The following is a 14,361-nucleotide window of genomic DNA, read 5'->3' on the forward strand; positions in this document are numbered from 1 at the left end:
AGCTCAGGCGGCGGCGCGCCGTCCCGCCGCCGCGGCCAGTTCCCGGATGCCGGGCTCGATGTTTTGCAGCGGGATCGAGGAAATCCCCAGCCGCATGAACCGCGTCGGAGCGCTGGCGGCGTCGAAGAAGCGCGCGCCGGGCTCGATCAGCACGCTGCGCGCCGCCGCGATCTCGGCAAGCTTGCCTGAATCGATGTCCGACGGGCCTCGCAGCCAGATCGAGGTGCCGCCCGCCGAATCCGTCATCCGCCAGTCCGGCAGGTGACAGGCGATGGCCTGTGCCAGCCGCTCGCGGCGCTCGGCGAAGGCGCTCGACAGGCGCCGCACCAGCGCGTCGTGATGGCCGAGCGACAGGAAAAGCGCCACGGCGCGCTGGTTGTTGGCCGGCGGATGGCGCAGCATGAAGCGCCGCAACGCGCGCAATTCGGCGATCAGTTCGGCCGAGGCGACGATGTAGCCGAGCCGCAAACCGGGCGCGAGCGTCTTCGACATCGAGCCGACATGGATGACGCGGCCGGTCCGGTCGAGGCTTTTCAGCGCCTGCTGCGGCGCGTCGTCGATCAACTGGCTGTCGTACCCATCCTCGATGATGATCTGGTCGTGCTCGACCGCGCGCGCCAGCAGGTCCTCGCGCCGCGCGGCGCTGAGCGGCACCATGGTCGGGCAATGATGGCTCGGCGTGACGAACACGTAGCCGCAATCGTCGGGAATGCGCTCGGTGACGATGCCGTCGCCGTCGACCGGCACGGGCACCGTCTCCGCGCCCGAAAGCCGGAAGATCGAGCGCGCATCGGGATAGCCGGGCTCTTCCATCGCCACGCGCATGCCCTTGCCCATCAAAAGCTGCGCCAGCATGTAAAGCGCGTTCTGCGCGCCCAAGGTCACGATGATCTCGTCGGGATTGGCGAAGATGCCGCGGCGCGGCAGGAGGCGCGCCTGGATCTGCTCGATCAGAAGCGGGTCGTCCTGGTCGACCATGTCGGCGGCCCAGTCGCGAATTTCCAGCACCGCCAGCGCCATGCGGTTGCATTCGCGCCATTCGGCGGTCGGAAACAGCGCCGGATCGAACTGACCGTAGACGAAGGGGTAGGACGACTTGATCCAGTTGTCCATCTTCATCGGCGCCGGCATTTCGCTGGCCGGGATTTTGCGACGGCGCTTCCAGTCGAGGCCGCTGGCCGACGGCAGGCCCTTGGGCACCTGCCGCGAGGGCGTGGTCAGCACTTCCGGATTAACGAAATGTCCGCGCCGCTCGCGCGCGATCAAAAAGCCCTGGTCGACGAGCTGCTGGAAGGCGAGCACCACCGTGCCGCGCGCGACACCGAGCTTTTCGGCCAGGATACGGCAGGACGGCAACGGCATGGAGGGCGAGATCTGTCGATCGAGGATCGCCGCCACGATCGCCTGCCGGATCTGCGCCTGCAGCGTCTGCCCGGAATCGGGCGAGATGGTGAACAGTCCGGACCAGATCGCGGAATCGTTTCTCGTAGCCATGGCGCAACACCCTCCACCTAGACCATTAAACAGGTGTTTAGTGCGCTTCAAGACTGGTCCAACCACCTCTGCCAGGCTTTTTTGTCACCGATGCAATTCCGCAACGAAAGGTTTGGCAGCAAACGGCCATGCAACAGGCGCGGGTGAAATCGACCGGAGCGCTTCTTTTCGCCGATGAAATACTCTAAGTGCGGACGGGAAAGGACGATACCGTGGACCGCAACGCCTTCGATCGCGCGCTCGCCGCGCTGCGCGCCTCGCGCGAGGCGCCCGTGCCCTTCAACATAGCGGCCGCGTTCCGCGCCGATCCGGGCCGTTTCGAGGCGTTTTCGCTGCGCCTCGACGATCTCCTCCTCGACTGGTCCAAGACCGCCGTCGACCACGCCATCATGGGCCGGCTCGCCGAACTCGCCCGCGCGGCCGGGGTCGAACAGCGGCGCGCGGCGATGTTTGCCGGCGCGGCGATCAACGCCACCGAGGACCGGGCCGTGCTCCACGTCGCCCTGCGCGCGCCGCGCACGGCTTCCTTCCGGGCCGGGGGCGAGGACGTGATGGCCGGCGTTCACGACGTTCTGGCGCGCATGGCCGCCTTCTGCGACGCGGTCAGGCAGGGCACGCTGGCCGGCGCCAGCGGCCGGCCGTTCACCGACATCGTCAATATCGGCATTGGCGGCTCCGATCTCGGGCCGGCCATGGCCACCCAGGCGCTGGCGCCGTTTCACGACGGGCCGCGCTGCCATTTCGTCTCCAATGTCGACGGCGCCCACATCGCCGACACGCTGAAGGGGCTGGAGCCGTCGACCACGCTTTTTGTCGTCGCCTCGAAAACCTTCACCACCGTCGAGACGATGACCAACGCGGCGACGGCGCGCGACTGGATCGAGCGCGCGCTCGGGCGCGAGGCTGTCGGCGCGCATTTCGCCGCCGTCTCGACCGCGCTCGACAAGGTGGCGGCCTTCGGCATCGGCGCCGATCGGGTGTTCGGTTTTTGGGATTGGGTCGGCGGCCGCTACTCGTTGTGGTCGGCCATCGGCCTGCCGATCATGCTGGCGATCGGCCCGACGCGCTTCCTGGAGTTTCTCACCGGGGCGCATGCCATGGACGAGCATTTTCGGGCCGCGCCGCTTCTGGAGAACATGCCGGTCGTGCTCGGCCTGATCGGCTTCTGGCACCGGGTGGTGTGCCGCTATCCGGCCCGCGCGATCATCCCCTACGACCAGCGCCTGGCGCGCCTGCCCGCCTATCTGCAACAGCTCGACATGGAATCGAACGGCAAGTCCGTGCTTGTCGACGGCGGTCCGGCGGCGACCGCCACCGGACCGCTGGTCTGGGGCGAGCCCGGCACCAACGGCCAGCATGCCTTCTTCCAGCTTCTGCACCAGGGCACCGACGTCATCCCGGTCGAGTTCATCGCCGCCGCCCGCGGCCACGAGCCGGCGCTGGAGGCCCATCACGCGCTGCTGCTGGCCAATTGCCTGGCCCAGTCCGAAGCGCTGATGAAGGGGCGCACGCTTGAAGAGGCGCGCGCGCAGTTGCGAGACCGCGGCCTGGCGGACGCTGCCGTCGAGGCGCTGGCGCCGCACCGCGTGTTTGCCGGCAACCGCCCCTCGGTCACCATTCTGCACAAATCGCTCGACCCCTATGCGCTCGGCCGGCTGATCGCGCTCTACGAGCATCGGGTTTTCGTCGAGGCCCAGCTTTTCGGCATCAACGCCTTCGACCAGTGGGGTGTCGAGCTCGGCAAGGAACTGGCGACCGCGCTGCTGCCGGTCCTGCGCGGCGCGCGCGGCGCGGACGACAAGGACGCCTCCACCGCCGGGCTGGTCGACTATGTGCGCGCCGGCTGGCGGGGCTGAGAGAATGGCGATCCGGGGCATTCTGTTCGACAAGGACGGCACGCTGGTCGATTTCCACGCCACCTGGTCGGCGGTCGCAGAGGCGCTCGCCCACGAGGCCGCCGGCGGCGACCGCGCCCGCGCCGCAGCGCTGCTCGCCGCTGTCGGCTACGACGCCGCTGCCGGTCGGTTTCAGGCCGATTCGGTGCTGGCGGCCGGCACCAACGCCGACGTGGTGGCGCTGTGGTATCCGGCGCTCGAGCCGCTGGCGCGCCAGGAGATGATCGCCCGTTTCGACCGGCTGACGGCAAGCCGGGGCGCGGCCGCCGCCGTCGCGGTGCCGGGCTGCGCGCACGCGATCGAAGCCCTGCAGGCGGCCGGATTGCGGCTCGGCGTGGCGACCAACGATTCCACCGGCGGGGCGGAGCAGACATTGGTGAGCCTGGGCATCGCCCAAATGTTCGACGCCGCTTACGGTTACGATGCCGTCGCGGCGCCGAAGCCGGCACCCGATACCGTTTACGCGTTTTGCGACCTGACGGGGCTGAAACCGGTCGAGATCGCCATGGTCGGCGACAACCGCCACGATCTCGACATGGCGCGCGCGGCCGGCGCGGGCCTGGCCATCGGGGTCTTGTCGGGGACCGGCACGCGCCAGTCCCTGGCCGGCGCCGACGTCATTCTGGACTCCGTCGCCGCGCTGCCGGATTGGCTGGCGCGGCGCTGAAGGCGCTGCCGCCTTTGGAAACGCGGCCGGCGGCGGGTTTGCCCGCGCGACGCGTCAGTCGCGCAATTCCCGCCTGAGGATCTTGCCGACATTGGTCTTGGGCAGTTCGTCGCGGAACTCGATCTGCTTGGGGCGCTTGTATCCGGTAAGTTTGTCCTTACAGTAATCGTAGATGTCCTGCTCGCTCAGCGTCGGGTCCTTCTTGACGATGAAGAGCTTCGGCACCTCGCCGGATTTCTCGTCCGGTACGCCGACCGCGGCCACTTCCAGCACGCCGGGATGGCCCGCCACCACCTCCTCGATCTCGTTGGGATAGACGTTGAAGCCGGAGACGAGGATCATGTCCTTCTTGCGGTCGACGATCTTGACGAAACCGTTCTCGTCCATGAAGCCCATGTCGCCGGATTTGAAGAAACCGTCGGCGGTGAAGACATTGGCGGTCTCTTCGGGCCGGTTCCAGTAGCCGGACATCACCTGGGGACCGCGAATGCAGATCTCACCGACCTCGTCGAGCCCGAGATCCTTGCCGTCCTCGTCGCGGATGGCGATTTCGGTCGACGGGATCGGCAGGCCGATCGTGCCGGTGAAGGTGTCGCTGTCGAAGCGGTTCGCCGTCGCCACCGGCGACGTTTCCGACAGTCCGTAACCTTCGGCGATCACGATTCCGGTCAGGTCCCGCCAGCGCTCGGCGACGCCGCGCTGCACGGCCATGCCGCCGCCGAACGTCAACAGCAGCGGCTTGAAGTCGATCTTCTGGAAGTCATCGTTGTTCAACAGCGCGTTGAACAGCGTGTTGAGGCCGGGAAAGACGTTGATGGCGTATTTGTCGAATTCCTTGACCAGCGCGGGAATGTCGCGCGGATTGGGAATGAGGATGTTTTCGGCACCCTGCTGCATGCCCATGACCGCGTTCACCGTCAGCGCGTAGATGTGGTAAAGCGGCAGCGCGCACAGATAGACCGCGCGTTCCGGCCGCGGCTTTTTCGCATAGGCGCTTTCGATCCAGATCGCGTTCTGCGCGACATTGGCCAGGATGTTGCTGTGCAGCAGCGTCGCGCCCTTGGAGACGCCGGTCGTGCCGCCGGTATATTGCAGGAAGGCGACGTCGTCGGGGCCCTGTTCGACCGGCTTCAGCCCGGCTGCCGCGCCGGCGGCGAGCGCGTCGTTGAAGGGAAGGTGGCCGGGCAGCGACCAGGCTGGGACCATCTTCTTCAGCCGCCGCACCACCAGATTGACGATCAGTCCCTTGAAGCCGAGCAGGTCGCCCATGGTGGCGACCACCACATGCTTGACCTTGGTGCGCGCGATCACCGCCTGCAGCGTGGCGGCGAAATTTTCAAGGATAACGATCGCTTCGGCGCCGGAATCATTGAGCTGATGTTCCAGTTCGCGCGGCGTGTAGAGCGGATTGACGTTGACCACCGTGAAACCGGCCCGCAGCGTGCCCATCATGGCGATCGGATATTGCAGCACGTTCGGCATCATGATGGCGACGCGCGCGCCCTTTTCGAGGCCCTTGGACTGCAGGAAGGCGCCGAATTCGGCCGACTTCCTCTCGACCTCCGCATAGGTCAGCGATTTGCCCATGCAAGTGAAGGCCGGCCTGTCGGCATAGGTCTTGCAGGCGTCGGAAAGCAGGGCGCCGATCGAGGGGGCGGGCAACGGGCCGATCTCGGCCGGCATGCCTTCCGGATAGCTTTTCAGCCACGGGCGCGCGGCGGTCGTTGCCTTGTTCGCATTGGTCTTGGTCACTGTTACCTCCCTCGCGCCGATGAGCGCATTTCGCCGCCAGCGCATCTTTATCGACCACTGTCGGCCACGCGCGCTGTCGATGCAATCGCCGGCTCGTATCTAGGCCCAACTCGCCGGTCCGCGCAATATTTACGTATACGTAAAAGTAATCAAGCGGCCGGGCCGGACCGCAGCTCTTGCGGTTTGTCTATTGGCCGTAGCCGCTATGGCCTTTCAGGAAGTCGATCTCGTCCTTCGTGCTGGTCCGCCCGAGCGCCTGGTTGCGATGCGGAAAGCGTCCGAAGCGGGCAACGATGTCGCGGTGCTCAATGGAGAATTTCAGACTGTTCTCATTGCCGAGGTCGCGGAACAGCTTCACCGACAACTCCTGGTCGGCGAGCACCTCGGAATGCATCAGCGGCATGTAGAGGAACTGCCGTTCGGCCTGGGTCATGGCATTGTCGTAGCCGCGCTCGATCGCGCCGTGGGCGATCGAAAGGGCACCGGGATCGCCCGCAAACGCGTTCGCGGTACGGCGGTGGATGTTGCGCGTGAACTGGTCGAGCACGATGATGGCGGCCAGTGCGGTGCGCGCGTCGCCGAGAAAACGTTCAGGCGGCGCTGCCAGTACCGCCGCGCAGGTTTGCGCGAATTGCGCCTCGATGCGTTCGTCGATCTTGGGATCGCCGGAATACCAATCTTCCGGGCCGAGTTCCTCGAACCAAAATCCAAGTACGGCGTCGGTATCGAGACTATGCGTTGTCGTGTTCATGGCGCCTCCGATCTTCCAGTTAGGCGACACGCGATAAAATTGCAAAGCGTCGATGTTACGAACGCAGGCCGCGAAGGAAAAATTTTCTCACGTACCGCGCGATCGGGGACGAAACTTCCCCAAGGGCATCGCAGGCGGGTGTTTCCATGCTGAAAAATCGGTGCTTATATGCCGGCTTCACGGACCGGGCAAAACGGTCCCGGACAAGGAATGGGAGTACATTCACATGAAACGGTATAGCTTCGCGGCCGCGCTTCTGGCTGCGACGATGCTTGGTGGCGTGGCCAACGCCAAGACGCTGGTCTATTGCTCCGAAGGATCGCCCGAAGGGTTCGATCCGGCGCCGTACACCTCGGGCACGACGTTCGATGCCTCGGCCAAGCCGATTTACAGCCAGCTGGTGGAGTTCGAGCGTGGCACGACGAATGTCATTCCCGGCCTCGCCGAAAGCTGGGACGTGTCCGACGACGGTCTGGAATACACCTTCAAGCTGCGTCCCGGCGTGAAGTTCCACACCACCGACTTCTTCACCCCCACGCGCGATTTCAACGCCGACGATGTGCTGTTCACCTTCGAGCGCCAGTTGAAGAAGGATCATCCCTGGAACGAATATACCGCCGGCATTTCCTGGGAATATTTCAACGCCATGTCGATGCCCGATCTCATCAAGGAGATCGTCAAGGTCGACGACATGACCGTCAAGTTCGTGCTGACGCGTCCCGAGGCGCCGATGGTGGCGAACCTGGCCATGGATTTCGCCTCGGTGATGTCGAAGGAATATGCCGACAAGCTCGAAGCCGACGGCAAGATGGACATGCTGAACCAGCAGCCGGTCGGCACCGGCCCGTTCCAGTTCGTCGCCTATCAGAAGGACGCGGTGATCCGCTACAAGGCCAATCCCGATTACTGGGACGGCAAGCAGCCGATCGACGATCTGGTGTTCGCCATCACCACCGACGCCTCGGTACGCCAGCAGAAGCTGATGGCCGGCGAATGCCATGTCGCGCCCTATCCGAACCCGGCCGATCTGGAGGCGCTGAAGGCGGCCTCCAACCTGCAGGTGATGGAGCAGGAAGGCCTGAATGTCGGCTATCTGGCCTACAACACACAGATGGCGCCGTTCGACAATCCGAAGGTGCGCAAGGCGCTCAACATGGCCATCAACAAGCAGGCCATTCTCGACGCCGTGTTCCAGGGGGCCGGCCAGGCCGCCAAGAACCCGATCCCGCCGACGATGTGGTCGTATAACAACGCGGTCGAGGACGATCCGTACGATCCCGAAGCCGCCAAGAAGATGCTCGAGGAAGCCGGCGTCGCCGATCTGTCGATGAAGGTGTGGGCGATGCCGGTGCAGCGTCCCTACAACCCCAACGCCCGACGCATGGCCGAACTGATCCAGGAGGACTTCTCCAAGGTCGGCGTGACGGTGGAGATCGTCTCCTACGAGTGGGGCGAGTATCTGGAGCGGTCCAAGGCGACCGACCGCGACGGCGCGGTGCTGCTCGGCTGGACCGGCGACAATGGCGACCCGGACAACTTCCTCGCCGTTCTGCTCGGCTGCGACGGTGTCGGCGGCGCGAACCGCGCCCAGTGGTGCCACAAGCCGTTCGACGACATGATCCAGAAGGCCAAGGTCATCAGCGACCAGGCCGAGCGCACCAAGCTCTATGAAGAAGCCCAGATGGTGTTCAAGGAGCAGGCCCCGTGGGCGACGATCGCCCATTCGGTCGTCTTCATGCCGATGTCGACCAAGGTCACCGGCTACAAGATGGACCCGCTCGGCTCGCACCGCTTCGACGGCGTCGATCTGGCCGAATAAGCGCTTCTGGCGCCGTTGAGGCGCCGCAATCGTCTCCCTCCCGCGTCGCACAGGCGCGGGAGGGAGTTTGCAAAGTCTGAGAGAAATGCTCCGTTTTCTCCTGTACCGGATCGGCCTGCTGGTTCCGACCTTTATCGGCGTGACCATCGCCGCCTTCGGCTTCATTCGCATCCTGCCCGGCGACCCGGTTCTCCTGATGGCGGGAGAGCGCGGCGTCAGCCCGGAGCGCTACGATGAACTGATGCGCCAGTTCGGTTACGACCGGCCTTTGTGGGAGCAGTATTTCGATTTCCTCGGCGGCATCGCCACCGGCGATCTCGGCAATTCGCTGGTGACCAAGAAGCCGGTCTTCGACGAGTTCTTCACGCTTTTTCCCGCAACCCTGGAACTGTCGATCTGCGCCATCATCTTCGCCATGCTGCTCGGCATTCCGGCCGGCGTGCTGGCGGCCACGCGGCGCGGGTCGTGGCTCGACCAGACGGTGATGGGCACCGCGCTGGTCGGCTATTCGATGCCGATCTTCTGGTGGGGCCTGCTGCTGATCATCCTGTTCTCCGGCATCCTGCAGTGGACGCCCGTCTCCGGCCGCGTCTCGCTGCTTTATTTCTTCCCGCCCGTCACCGGCTTCATGCTGATCGACAGCCTGCTTTCGGGCCAGAAGGGGGCATTCACCTCCGCCGTGTCGCACCTGATCCTGCCCACCATCGTGCTCGGCACGATTCCGCTCGCCGTCATCGCCCGCCAGACCCGTTCGGCGATGCTCGAGGTGCTGGGCGAGGATTACGTCCGCACCGCGCGCGCCAAGGGGCTGGCGCCGGTCCGCGTCATCGGCCTGCATGCGCTGCGCAACGCGCTGATCCCGGTGATCACCACGATCGGCTTGCAGGTCGGCGTGCTGCTGGGCGGCGCGATCCTCACCGAGACCATCTTTTCCTGGCCGGGCATTGGCAAATGGATGGTGGATTCGATTTTCCGGCGCGACTATCCGGCCGTGCAGGGCGGGCTGTTGATGATCGCCGTGGTCGTCATGCTGGTGAACCTCATCGTCGATCTGCTCTACGGGCTGATCAACCCCAAGATCAGGTATTAACGCCATGGCCGACACCTCCACGACCGCCGCCGCCAAGCCGATCGATCCGCGCCTGGCCGTGCTGCGCGAATTCTGGTTCTATTTCAGCGAAAACCGCGGCGCGGTGATCGGGATGTGGGTGTTCCTGTTCGTCGTCGCGATCGCCGTCTTCGCCGACGTGATCGCGCCCCACGGCGCGATCGACCAGTATCGCGACGCGCTCTTGAAACCGCCCTTCTGGCAGGAAGGGGCCGACCCGCGCTTTCTGCTGGGTACCGACGCGGTCGGCCGCGATATGCTGTCGCGGCTGATCTACGGCAGCCGCTTTTCGCTGTTCGTGGGTTGCATCGTGGTCTCCGGCGCGCTGGTCGTCGGCGTCATCGTCGGGCTGGTGGCCGGCTATGCCGGCGGGCGCGTCGACGCGCTGATCATGCGGGTGATGGACATCATCCTGGCCTTTCCGAGCCTGTTGCTGGCGCTTGCCCTGGTGGCCGTGCTCGGCCCGAGCCTGATCAACGCGATGATCGCGATCGCCATCGTCCAGCAGCCGCACTACGTGCGCCTGACGCGCGCCGCGGTGCTGTCGGAAAAGACCAAGGACTATGTCGTGGCCGCCCGGGTCGCCGGGGCCCGTCCGCTCAGGCTGATGTTCGTCACCATCCTGCCCAACTGCCTGTCGCCGCTGATCGTTCAGGCCGCGCTGTCGTTTTCCACCGCGATCCTGGATGCCGCCGCGCTCGGCTTTCTCGGCATGGGCGCGCAGCCGCCGACGCCCGAATGGGGCACGATGCTGGCCGAGGCGCGCGAGTTCATCCTGCGCGCCTGGTGGGTGGTGACCTTTCCGGGCGTGGCGATCCTGGTCACCGTGCTGGCGATCAACCTGATGGGCGACGGCCTGCGCGACGCGCTCGACCCGAAGCTGAAGAGGTCGTGAGCATGCATCTTCTGGAGATCGAGAACCTGGTCGTCGAGTTCGAGACCGCCGCCGGTCCCTTCCGGGCCGTCGACGGGGTGTCTCTGCATGTCGACGAGGGCGAGGTGCTGGCGATCGTCGGCGAATCCGGCTCGGGCAAATCCGTGTCGATGCTGGCGGTGATGGGGCTGCTGCCGTGGACGGCGAAGGTCAGTGCCGACGCGATGCGTTTCGCCGGCCGCGATCTGCTGTCCCTGACCGCCAGCCAGCGGCGCAAGATCATCGGCAAGGACATCGCCATGATCTTCCAGGAGCCGGTCGCCAGCCTCAACCCGTGCTTTACCGTCGGCTTTCAGATCGAGGAGGTGCTGCGCGTCCATATGGGCCTCGACGGCAAGGCGCGCCGCGCCCGCGCGATCGAGTTGCTGAACGATGTCGGCATTCCCGATCCCGAACAGCGCCTCGGCGTGTTCCCCCATCAAATGTCCGGCGGCCAGTGCCAACGCGTGATGATCGCAATCGCGATCGCCTGCAATCCCAAGCTGCTGATCGCCGACGAGCCGACCACGGCGCTCGACGTGACCATCCAGAAACAGATTCTCGACCTGTTGATGAACCTGCAGATCGAAACCGGCATGGGCATGATCATGATCACCCACAATATGGGCGTGGTCGCCGAAACCGCCGACCGCGTCGTGGTGCAATATAAGGGCCGCAAGATGGAGGAGGCCGACGTGCTGTCGCTGTTCGAGGCGCCCAAGCACAATTACACCAAGGCGCTGCTCGCCGCGCTGCCGGACAGGGCGACCGGCGACAGGCTGCCGACGATCTCCAGCATCTTCAATGAAGACGTGGACGGCGGAGCGCCGGCATGAGCGAGGTCGTCCTGGAAGGCCGCAATTTGGTGCGCGACTATCATGTCGGCGGCGGGCTTTTCTCGTCCGGCCGCGTCGTTCACGCGGTCAAGAACGTGTCGTTCAAGGTCGAGAAGGGCAAGACGCTGGCCATCGTCGGCGAGTCCGGCTGCGGCAAGTCCACGCTGGCGCGCATCATCACCATGATCGACGCGCCTACCTCCGGCGACCTGCTTATCGACGGCGACAAGGTCGACATCGTCAAGGACGGGCTGACGCCGGAGATGCGCCGCAAGGTGCAGATCGTGTTCCAGAACCCGTACGGTTCGCTCAATCCGCGCCAGAAGATCGGCGACGTGCTCGGCGAGCCGCTGCTCGTCAACACCGCCATGCCGGCGGCCGAGCGCCGCGACCGCGCCATGCAGATGCTGCTCAAGGTCGGCCTTGGCCCGGAGCACTTCAGCCGCTATCCGCACATGTTTTCCGGCGGCCAGCGCCAGCGCATCGCGATCGCGCGCGCGCTGATGCTCAACCCGCGCCTGCTGGTGCTCGACGAGCCGGTTTCGGCCCTCGACCTGTCGGTGCAGGCCCAGGTGCTGAACCTGCTCGCCGATCTGCAGGACGAGTTCGATCTGACCTACGTCTTCATCAGCCACGACCTGTCGGTGGTGCGCTACATCGCCGACGACGTGATGGTGATGTATTTCGGCGAGGCGGTGGAATATGGTAGCCGCGAGCGGGTGTTCTCCGACCCACGGCACGACTACACCAAGACGCTTTTCGCCGCCACGCCGCGCGCCGACGTGGAAAGCATCAAGGCGCGGCTCGCCCGCCGCGCGGCGTAATCAGCCCTCGACCGGCCTGGGCGGGCGTCCTCCGACCGCGTCGGTGATGCGTGCCGCGGCGTCGCGCACCAGCGCGCCGTGCCAGGCGTCCTTGTCGGGCGCCACCCGCACCGACGGTCCCGAGATCGAGATGCCCGCCACCGCTTCGCCATAGGCGTTGAACACCGGGGCGGCGATGCAGCGCATGCCGGCCGTGCGTTCCTCGTCGTCGACGGCCCAGCCGCGCGCGCGGATCGCGGCGATCTCACGGTCGAGCCGGGCCGGGTCGGCGACGGTCTGGTCGGTGAAAGCGGTCAGGCCGTTGTCGCGGATGATGCGCTCGACCCGATTGGGCGGCAGGAAGGCGAGCAACGCCTTGCCGATGCCGGAGGCGTGGACCGGCCCGCGCGTGCCCGGCCGGAAGAAGGCGCGGATCGGTTCGTGGGTCTCGACCTGGCTGACGAAGATCACCTCGCCGCCGTCGATGATGGCGAGATTGGCGGTTTCGCCGGTCGCGGCCATCAGTTCCTGCATCACCGGCCGGCTCTGCTCGACCAGGCTGGTGCGGCCGAGAAAGGTGCTGCCGATGCGAAACGCCTCCAGCCCCACGAACCAGAGCTGGGTGTCCTGTTCGAACTCCACGATGCCGTGTTTCTGCAACGTGATCAGCACCCGGTAGACCGTCGACGGGGCCTGCCCCATCGCCGATGCGATTTCCGACAGCGACAACCCGTTGGCGTCGGCGACGCGCTTGAGGATCGCAACCGCCCGGTCGAGCGACTGCACCGAGCCGCCCTGCTGCGTGCGGTTGAAGGCACGCGGTCGGCCGCGCGAGCGCTTGATCCGATCGTCGGTCTCCACCGGTTCCTCTTCGCCCCTCGTTTTCCAAAAAAATTTTCTGCTAGTCGGAAAAAATGAAAGCATAGATAAAACAAAAGGTAAATCCGGTTTTCCAAAGAAATGAAAAACTTTTTCAGAAAAATTGCGTCCTGCTGCCCTCCGCCTTATCGTGAGGCGAGTTTGAAGCAGTCATCGCCGGCGTGTCGACGCCACGCGACAAGGCCGCTCGATAAGGCCGCGCGACAAGGCCGCGCGATGGAGGATGATCCATGTCGACCCAGAACCCGGTTTTCATACCCGGCCCCACCAACATTCCCGACCGTCTGCGGCGCGCCATCGACGTGCCGACGATCGACCATCGCTCGAGCCTGTTCGCCGAGGCGTTCAGGCCGGCCGTGGAGGGCGTCAAGCGCATTTTGAAGACCCGCACCGGCGAGGTGATCGTCTTTCCGGCCACGGGGACCGGCGGCTGGGAGGCCGCCATCACCAACACGCTGTCGCCGGGCGACAAGGTCCTGGCCGCGCGCCACGGCATGTTCTCCCATCGCTGGATCGATTTGTGCACGCGCCACGGGCTCGATGTGGAGGTGATCGAGGCAGAGTGGGGCGAAGGCCTGCCGGCGGACCGGTTCGAGGCGGCGCTGACCGCCGACACCGGCCATCGCATCAAGGCGGTTCTGGCCACCCACAACGAGACCGCGACCGGGGTGCGCTCCGACATCGCCGCCGTGCGCCAGGCGCTCGATGCGGCGCGCCATCCCGCCATGCTTTACGTCGACGGCGTCAGCTCGATCGCTTCGATGGATTTCCGCATGGACGAATGGGGCGTCGATTTGGCCGTCACCGGTTCGCAGAAGGGTTTCATGCTGCCGGCCGGGCTCGCCATTGTCGGCGTCAGCCCCAAGGCGCAGGCGGCGATGGAAAAGGCACGCTGCGCACGCTGCTTCTTCGATTTCCGCGACATGCTGTCGTCCTATCAGCGCGGCGGCTATCCCTATACCCCGCCGCTCAACCTGATCTTCGGCCTGGTCGAATCGATCAGGATGCTGGAGGAGGAGGGGCTGCCCAGAGTGTTCGCACGCCATTTCCGCATTGCCGAGGGCATCCGCAAGGCGGTCGAGGCCTGGGGACTGGCCCTGTGCGCGCGCGACCCGCGGCTTTATTCCAACACCGTCAGCGCCGTCGTCGTCCCGCAGGGGCTGGACGGCACCAAGGTCGTCACCCATGCGGCCGAAAAGTTCGGCGTCGCCTTCGGTGTCGGCCTGGGCGAGGTTGCGGGCAAGGTTTTCCGCATCGGCCATCTCGGCTCCATGACCGACGTCATGGCGCTGTCGGGCATCGCGACGGCGGAGATGGCGATGGCCGATCTCGACTTTCCCGTCCAGCTCGGCTCCGGCGTGCGCGCCGCCCAGGACTATTTCCGCGCCACCAACGGCATGACCAACCGTCTCACCAGCAAGGCGGCCTGATGATGGATACGGCA

General features: G+C 65.6%; 12 protein-coding genes. 8 read left to right on the forward strand and 4 right to left on the reverse strand.

Annotated features, from left to right (window positions below):
- Window positions 1–3 precede the first annotated feature (3 nt).
- Window positions 4–1,494, reverse strand: coding sequence for a MocR-like pyridoxine biosynthesis transcription factor PdxR (gene pdxR, locus EP380_RS00765; protein WP_127595554.1), 1,491 nt, complete (start codon window positions 1,492–1,494; stop codon window positions 4–6).
- 212 nt (window positions 1,495–1,706) lie between these two features.
- On the opposite strand from pdxR, the gene pgi reads away from it, so the two are divergent.
- Together pgi and EP380_RS00775 are read left to right on the forward strand one after the other, a co-directional pair.
- Entirely contained in the window at window positions 1,707–3,350 is a 1,644-nt protein-coding gene (pgi, locus tag EP380_RS00770) for a glucose-6-phosphate isomerase (protein WP_127595557.1), read from the forward strand.
- Between the two features lie 4 nt (window positions 3,351–3,354).
- The gene (locus EP380_RS00775) at window positions 3,355–4,056 is read left to right on the forward strand and encodes an HAD family hydrolase (RefSeq protein WP_127595561.1); all 702 of its coding nucleotides are present in this window, start codon (window positions 3,355–3,357) and stop codon (window positions 4,054–4,056) included.
- A gap of 54 nt (window positions 4,057–4,110) precedes the next feature.
- Here the strand turns inward: EP380_RS00775 and EP380_RS00780 are convergent, their stop codons facing one another.
- On the reverse strand, window positions 4,111–5,853 hold the full coding sequence (locus EP380_RS00780) for a long-chain-fatty-acid--CoA ligase (protein WP_106572849.1): 1,743 nt from the start codon (window positions 5,851–5,853) through the stop codon (window positions 4,111–4,113).
- A 142-nt stretch (window positions 5,854–5,995) separates the two neighbouring features.
- A complete protein-coding gene (locus tag EP380_RS00785) occupies window positions 5,996–6,559 on the reverse strand; it encodes a DUF924 family protein (protein ID WP_127595564.1) in 564 nt (187 codons plus the stop codon).
- Between the two features lie 226 nt (window positions 6,560–6,785).
- On the opposite strand from EP380_RS00785, the gene EP380_RS00790 reads away from it, so the two are divergent.
- The 5 genes from EP380_RS00790 (at window position 6,786) to EP380_RS00810 (ending at window position 12,059) form a co-directional block, all read left to right on the forward strand.
- Window positions 6,786–8,378: an ABC transporter substrate-binding protein gene (locus EP380_RS00790; protein ID WP_106572851.1), complete on the forward strand. Its 1,593-nt coding sequence runs from the start codon at window positions 6,786–6,788 to the stop codon at window positions 8,376–8,378.
- 85 nt (window positions 8,379–8,463) lie between these two features.
- A complete protein-coding gene (locus EP380_RS00795) occupies window positions 8,464–9,468 on the forward strand; it encodes an ABC transporter permease subunit (RefSeq protein WP_127595567.1) in 1,005 nt (334 codons plus the stop codon).
- A 4-nt stretch (window positions 9,469–9,472) separates the two neighbouring features.
- A complete protein-coding gene (locus EP380_RS00800; RefSeq protein WP_127595570.1) occupies window positions 9,473–10,381 on the forward strand; it encodes an ABC transporter permease subunit in 909 nt (302 codons plus the stop codon).
- A 2-nt stretch (window positions 10,382–10,383) separates the two neighbouring features.
- The gene (locus EP380_RS00805) at window positions 10,384–11,235 is read left to right on the forward strand and encodes an ABC transporter ATP-binding protein (RefSeq protein ID WP_106572854.1); all 852 of its coding nucleotides are present in this window, start codon (window positions 10,384–10,386) and stop codon (window positions 11,233–11,235) included.
- Entirely contained in the window at window positions 11,232–12,059 is an 828-nt protein-coding gene (locus tag EP380_RS00810; protein WP_127595573.1) for a dipeptide ABC transporter ATP-binding protein, read from the forward strand. Before EP380_RS00805 ends, EP380_RS00810 begins: the two co-directional genes overlap by 4 nt.
- Here EP380_RS00810 and bhcR read toward each other — a convergent pair whose 3' ends face one another.
- Complete coding sequence (bhcR, locus tag EP380_RS00815) at window positions 12,060–12,899, reverse strand: HTH-type transcriptional regulator BhcR (RefSeq protein WP_127595576.1); 840 nt, start codon at window positions 12,897–12,899, stop codon at window positions 12,060–12,062.
- 248 nt (window positions 12,900–13,147) lie between these two features.
- On the opposite strand from bhcR, the gene bhcA reads away from it, so the two are divergent.
- Window positions 13,148–14,347, forward strand: a complete 1,200-nt coding sequence (gene bhcA, locus EP380_RS00820) for an L-aspartate--glyoxylate aminotransferase BhcA (RefSeq protein ID WP_127595580.1) — start codon at window positions 13,148–13,150, stop codon at window positions 14,345–14,347.
- Window positions 14,348–14,361: the final 14 nt, after the last annotated feature.

This window comes from Nitratireductor alexandrii, from assembly GCF_004000215.1.
Classification (GTDB): domain Bacteria; phylum Pseudomonadota; class Alphaproteobacteria; order Rhizobiales; family Rhizobiaceae; genus Mangrovimarina; species Mangrovimarina alexandrii.

Coding starts and splice junctions, on each gene's coding strand:
- pdxR (WP_127595554.1), bottom strand. CDS start 1,494: ATGGCTACGAGAAACGATTCCGCGATCTGGTCCGGACTGTTCACCATC.
- EP380_RS00775 (WP_127595561.1), top strand. CDS start 3,355: ATGGCGATCCGGGGCATTCTGTTCGACAAGGACGGCACGCTGGTCGAT.
- EP380_RS00780 (WP_106572849.1), bottom strand. CDS start 5,853: ATGCGCTGGCGGCGAAATGCGCTCATCGGCGCGAGGGAGGTAACAGTG.
- EP380_RS00785 (WP_127595564.1), bottom strand. CDS start 6,559: ATGAACACGACAACGCATAGTCTCGATACCGACGCCGTACTTGGATTT.
- EP380_RS00790 (WP_106572851.1), top strand. CDS start 6,786: ATGAAACGGTATAGCTTCGCGGCCGCGCTTCTGGCTGCGACGATGCTT.
- EP380_RS00795 (WP_127595567.1), top strand. CDS start 8,464: ATGCTCCGTTTTCTCCTGTACCGGATCGGCCTGCTGGTTCCGACCTTT.
- EP380_RS00800 (WP_127595570.1), top strand. CDS start 9,473: ATGGCCGACACCTCCACGACCGCCGCCGCCAAGCCGATCGATCCGCGC.
- EP380_RS00805 (WP_106572854.1), top strand. CDS start 10,384: ATGCATCTTCTGGAGATCGAGAACCTGGTCGTCGAGTTCGAGACCGCC.
- EP380_RS00810 (WP_127595573.1), top strand. CDS start 11,232: ATGAGCGAGGTCGTCCTGGAAGGCCGCAATTTGGTGCGCGACTATCAT.
- bhcA (WP_127595580.1), top strand. CDS start 13,148: ATGTCGACCCAGAACCCGGTTTTCATACCCGGCCCCACCAACATTCCC.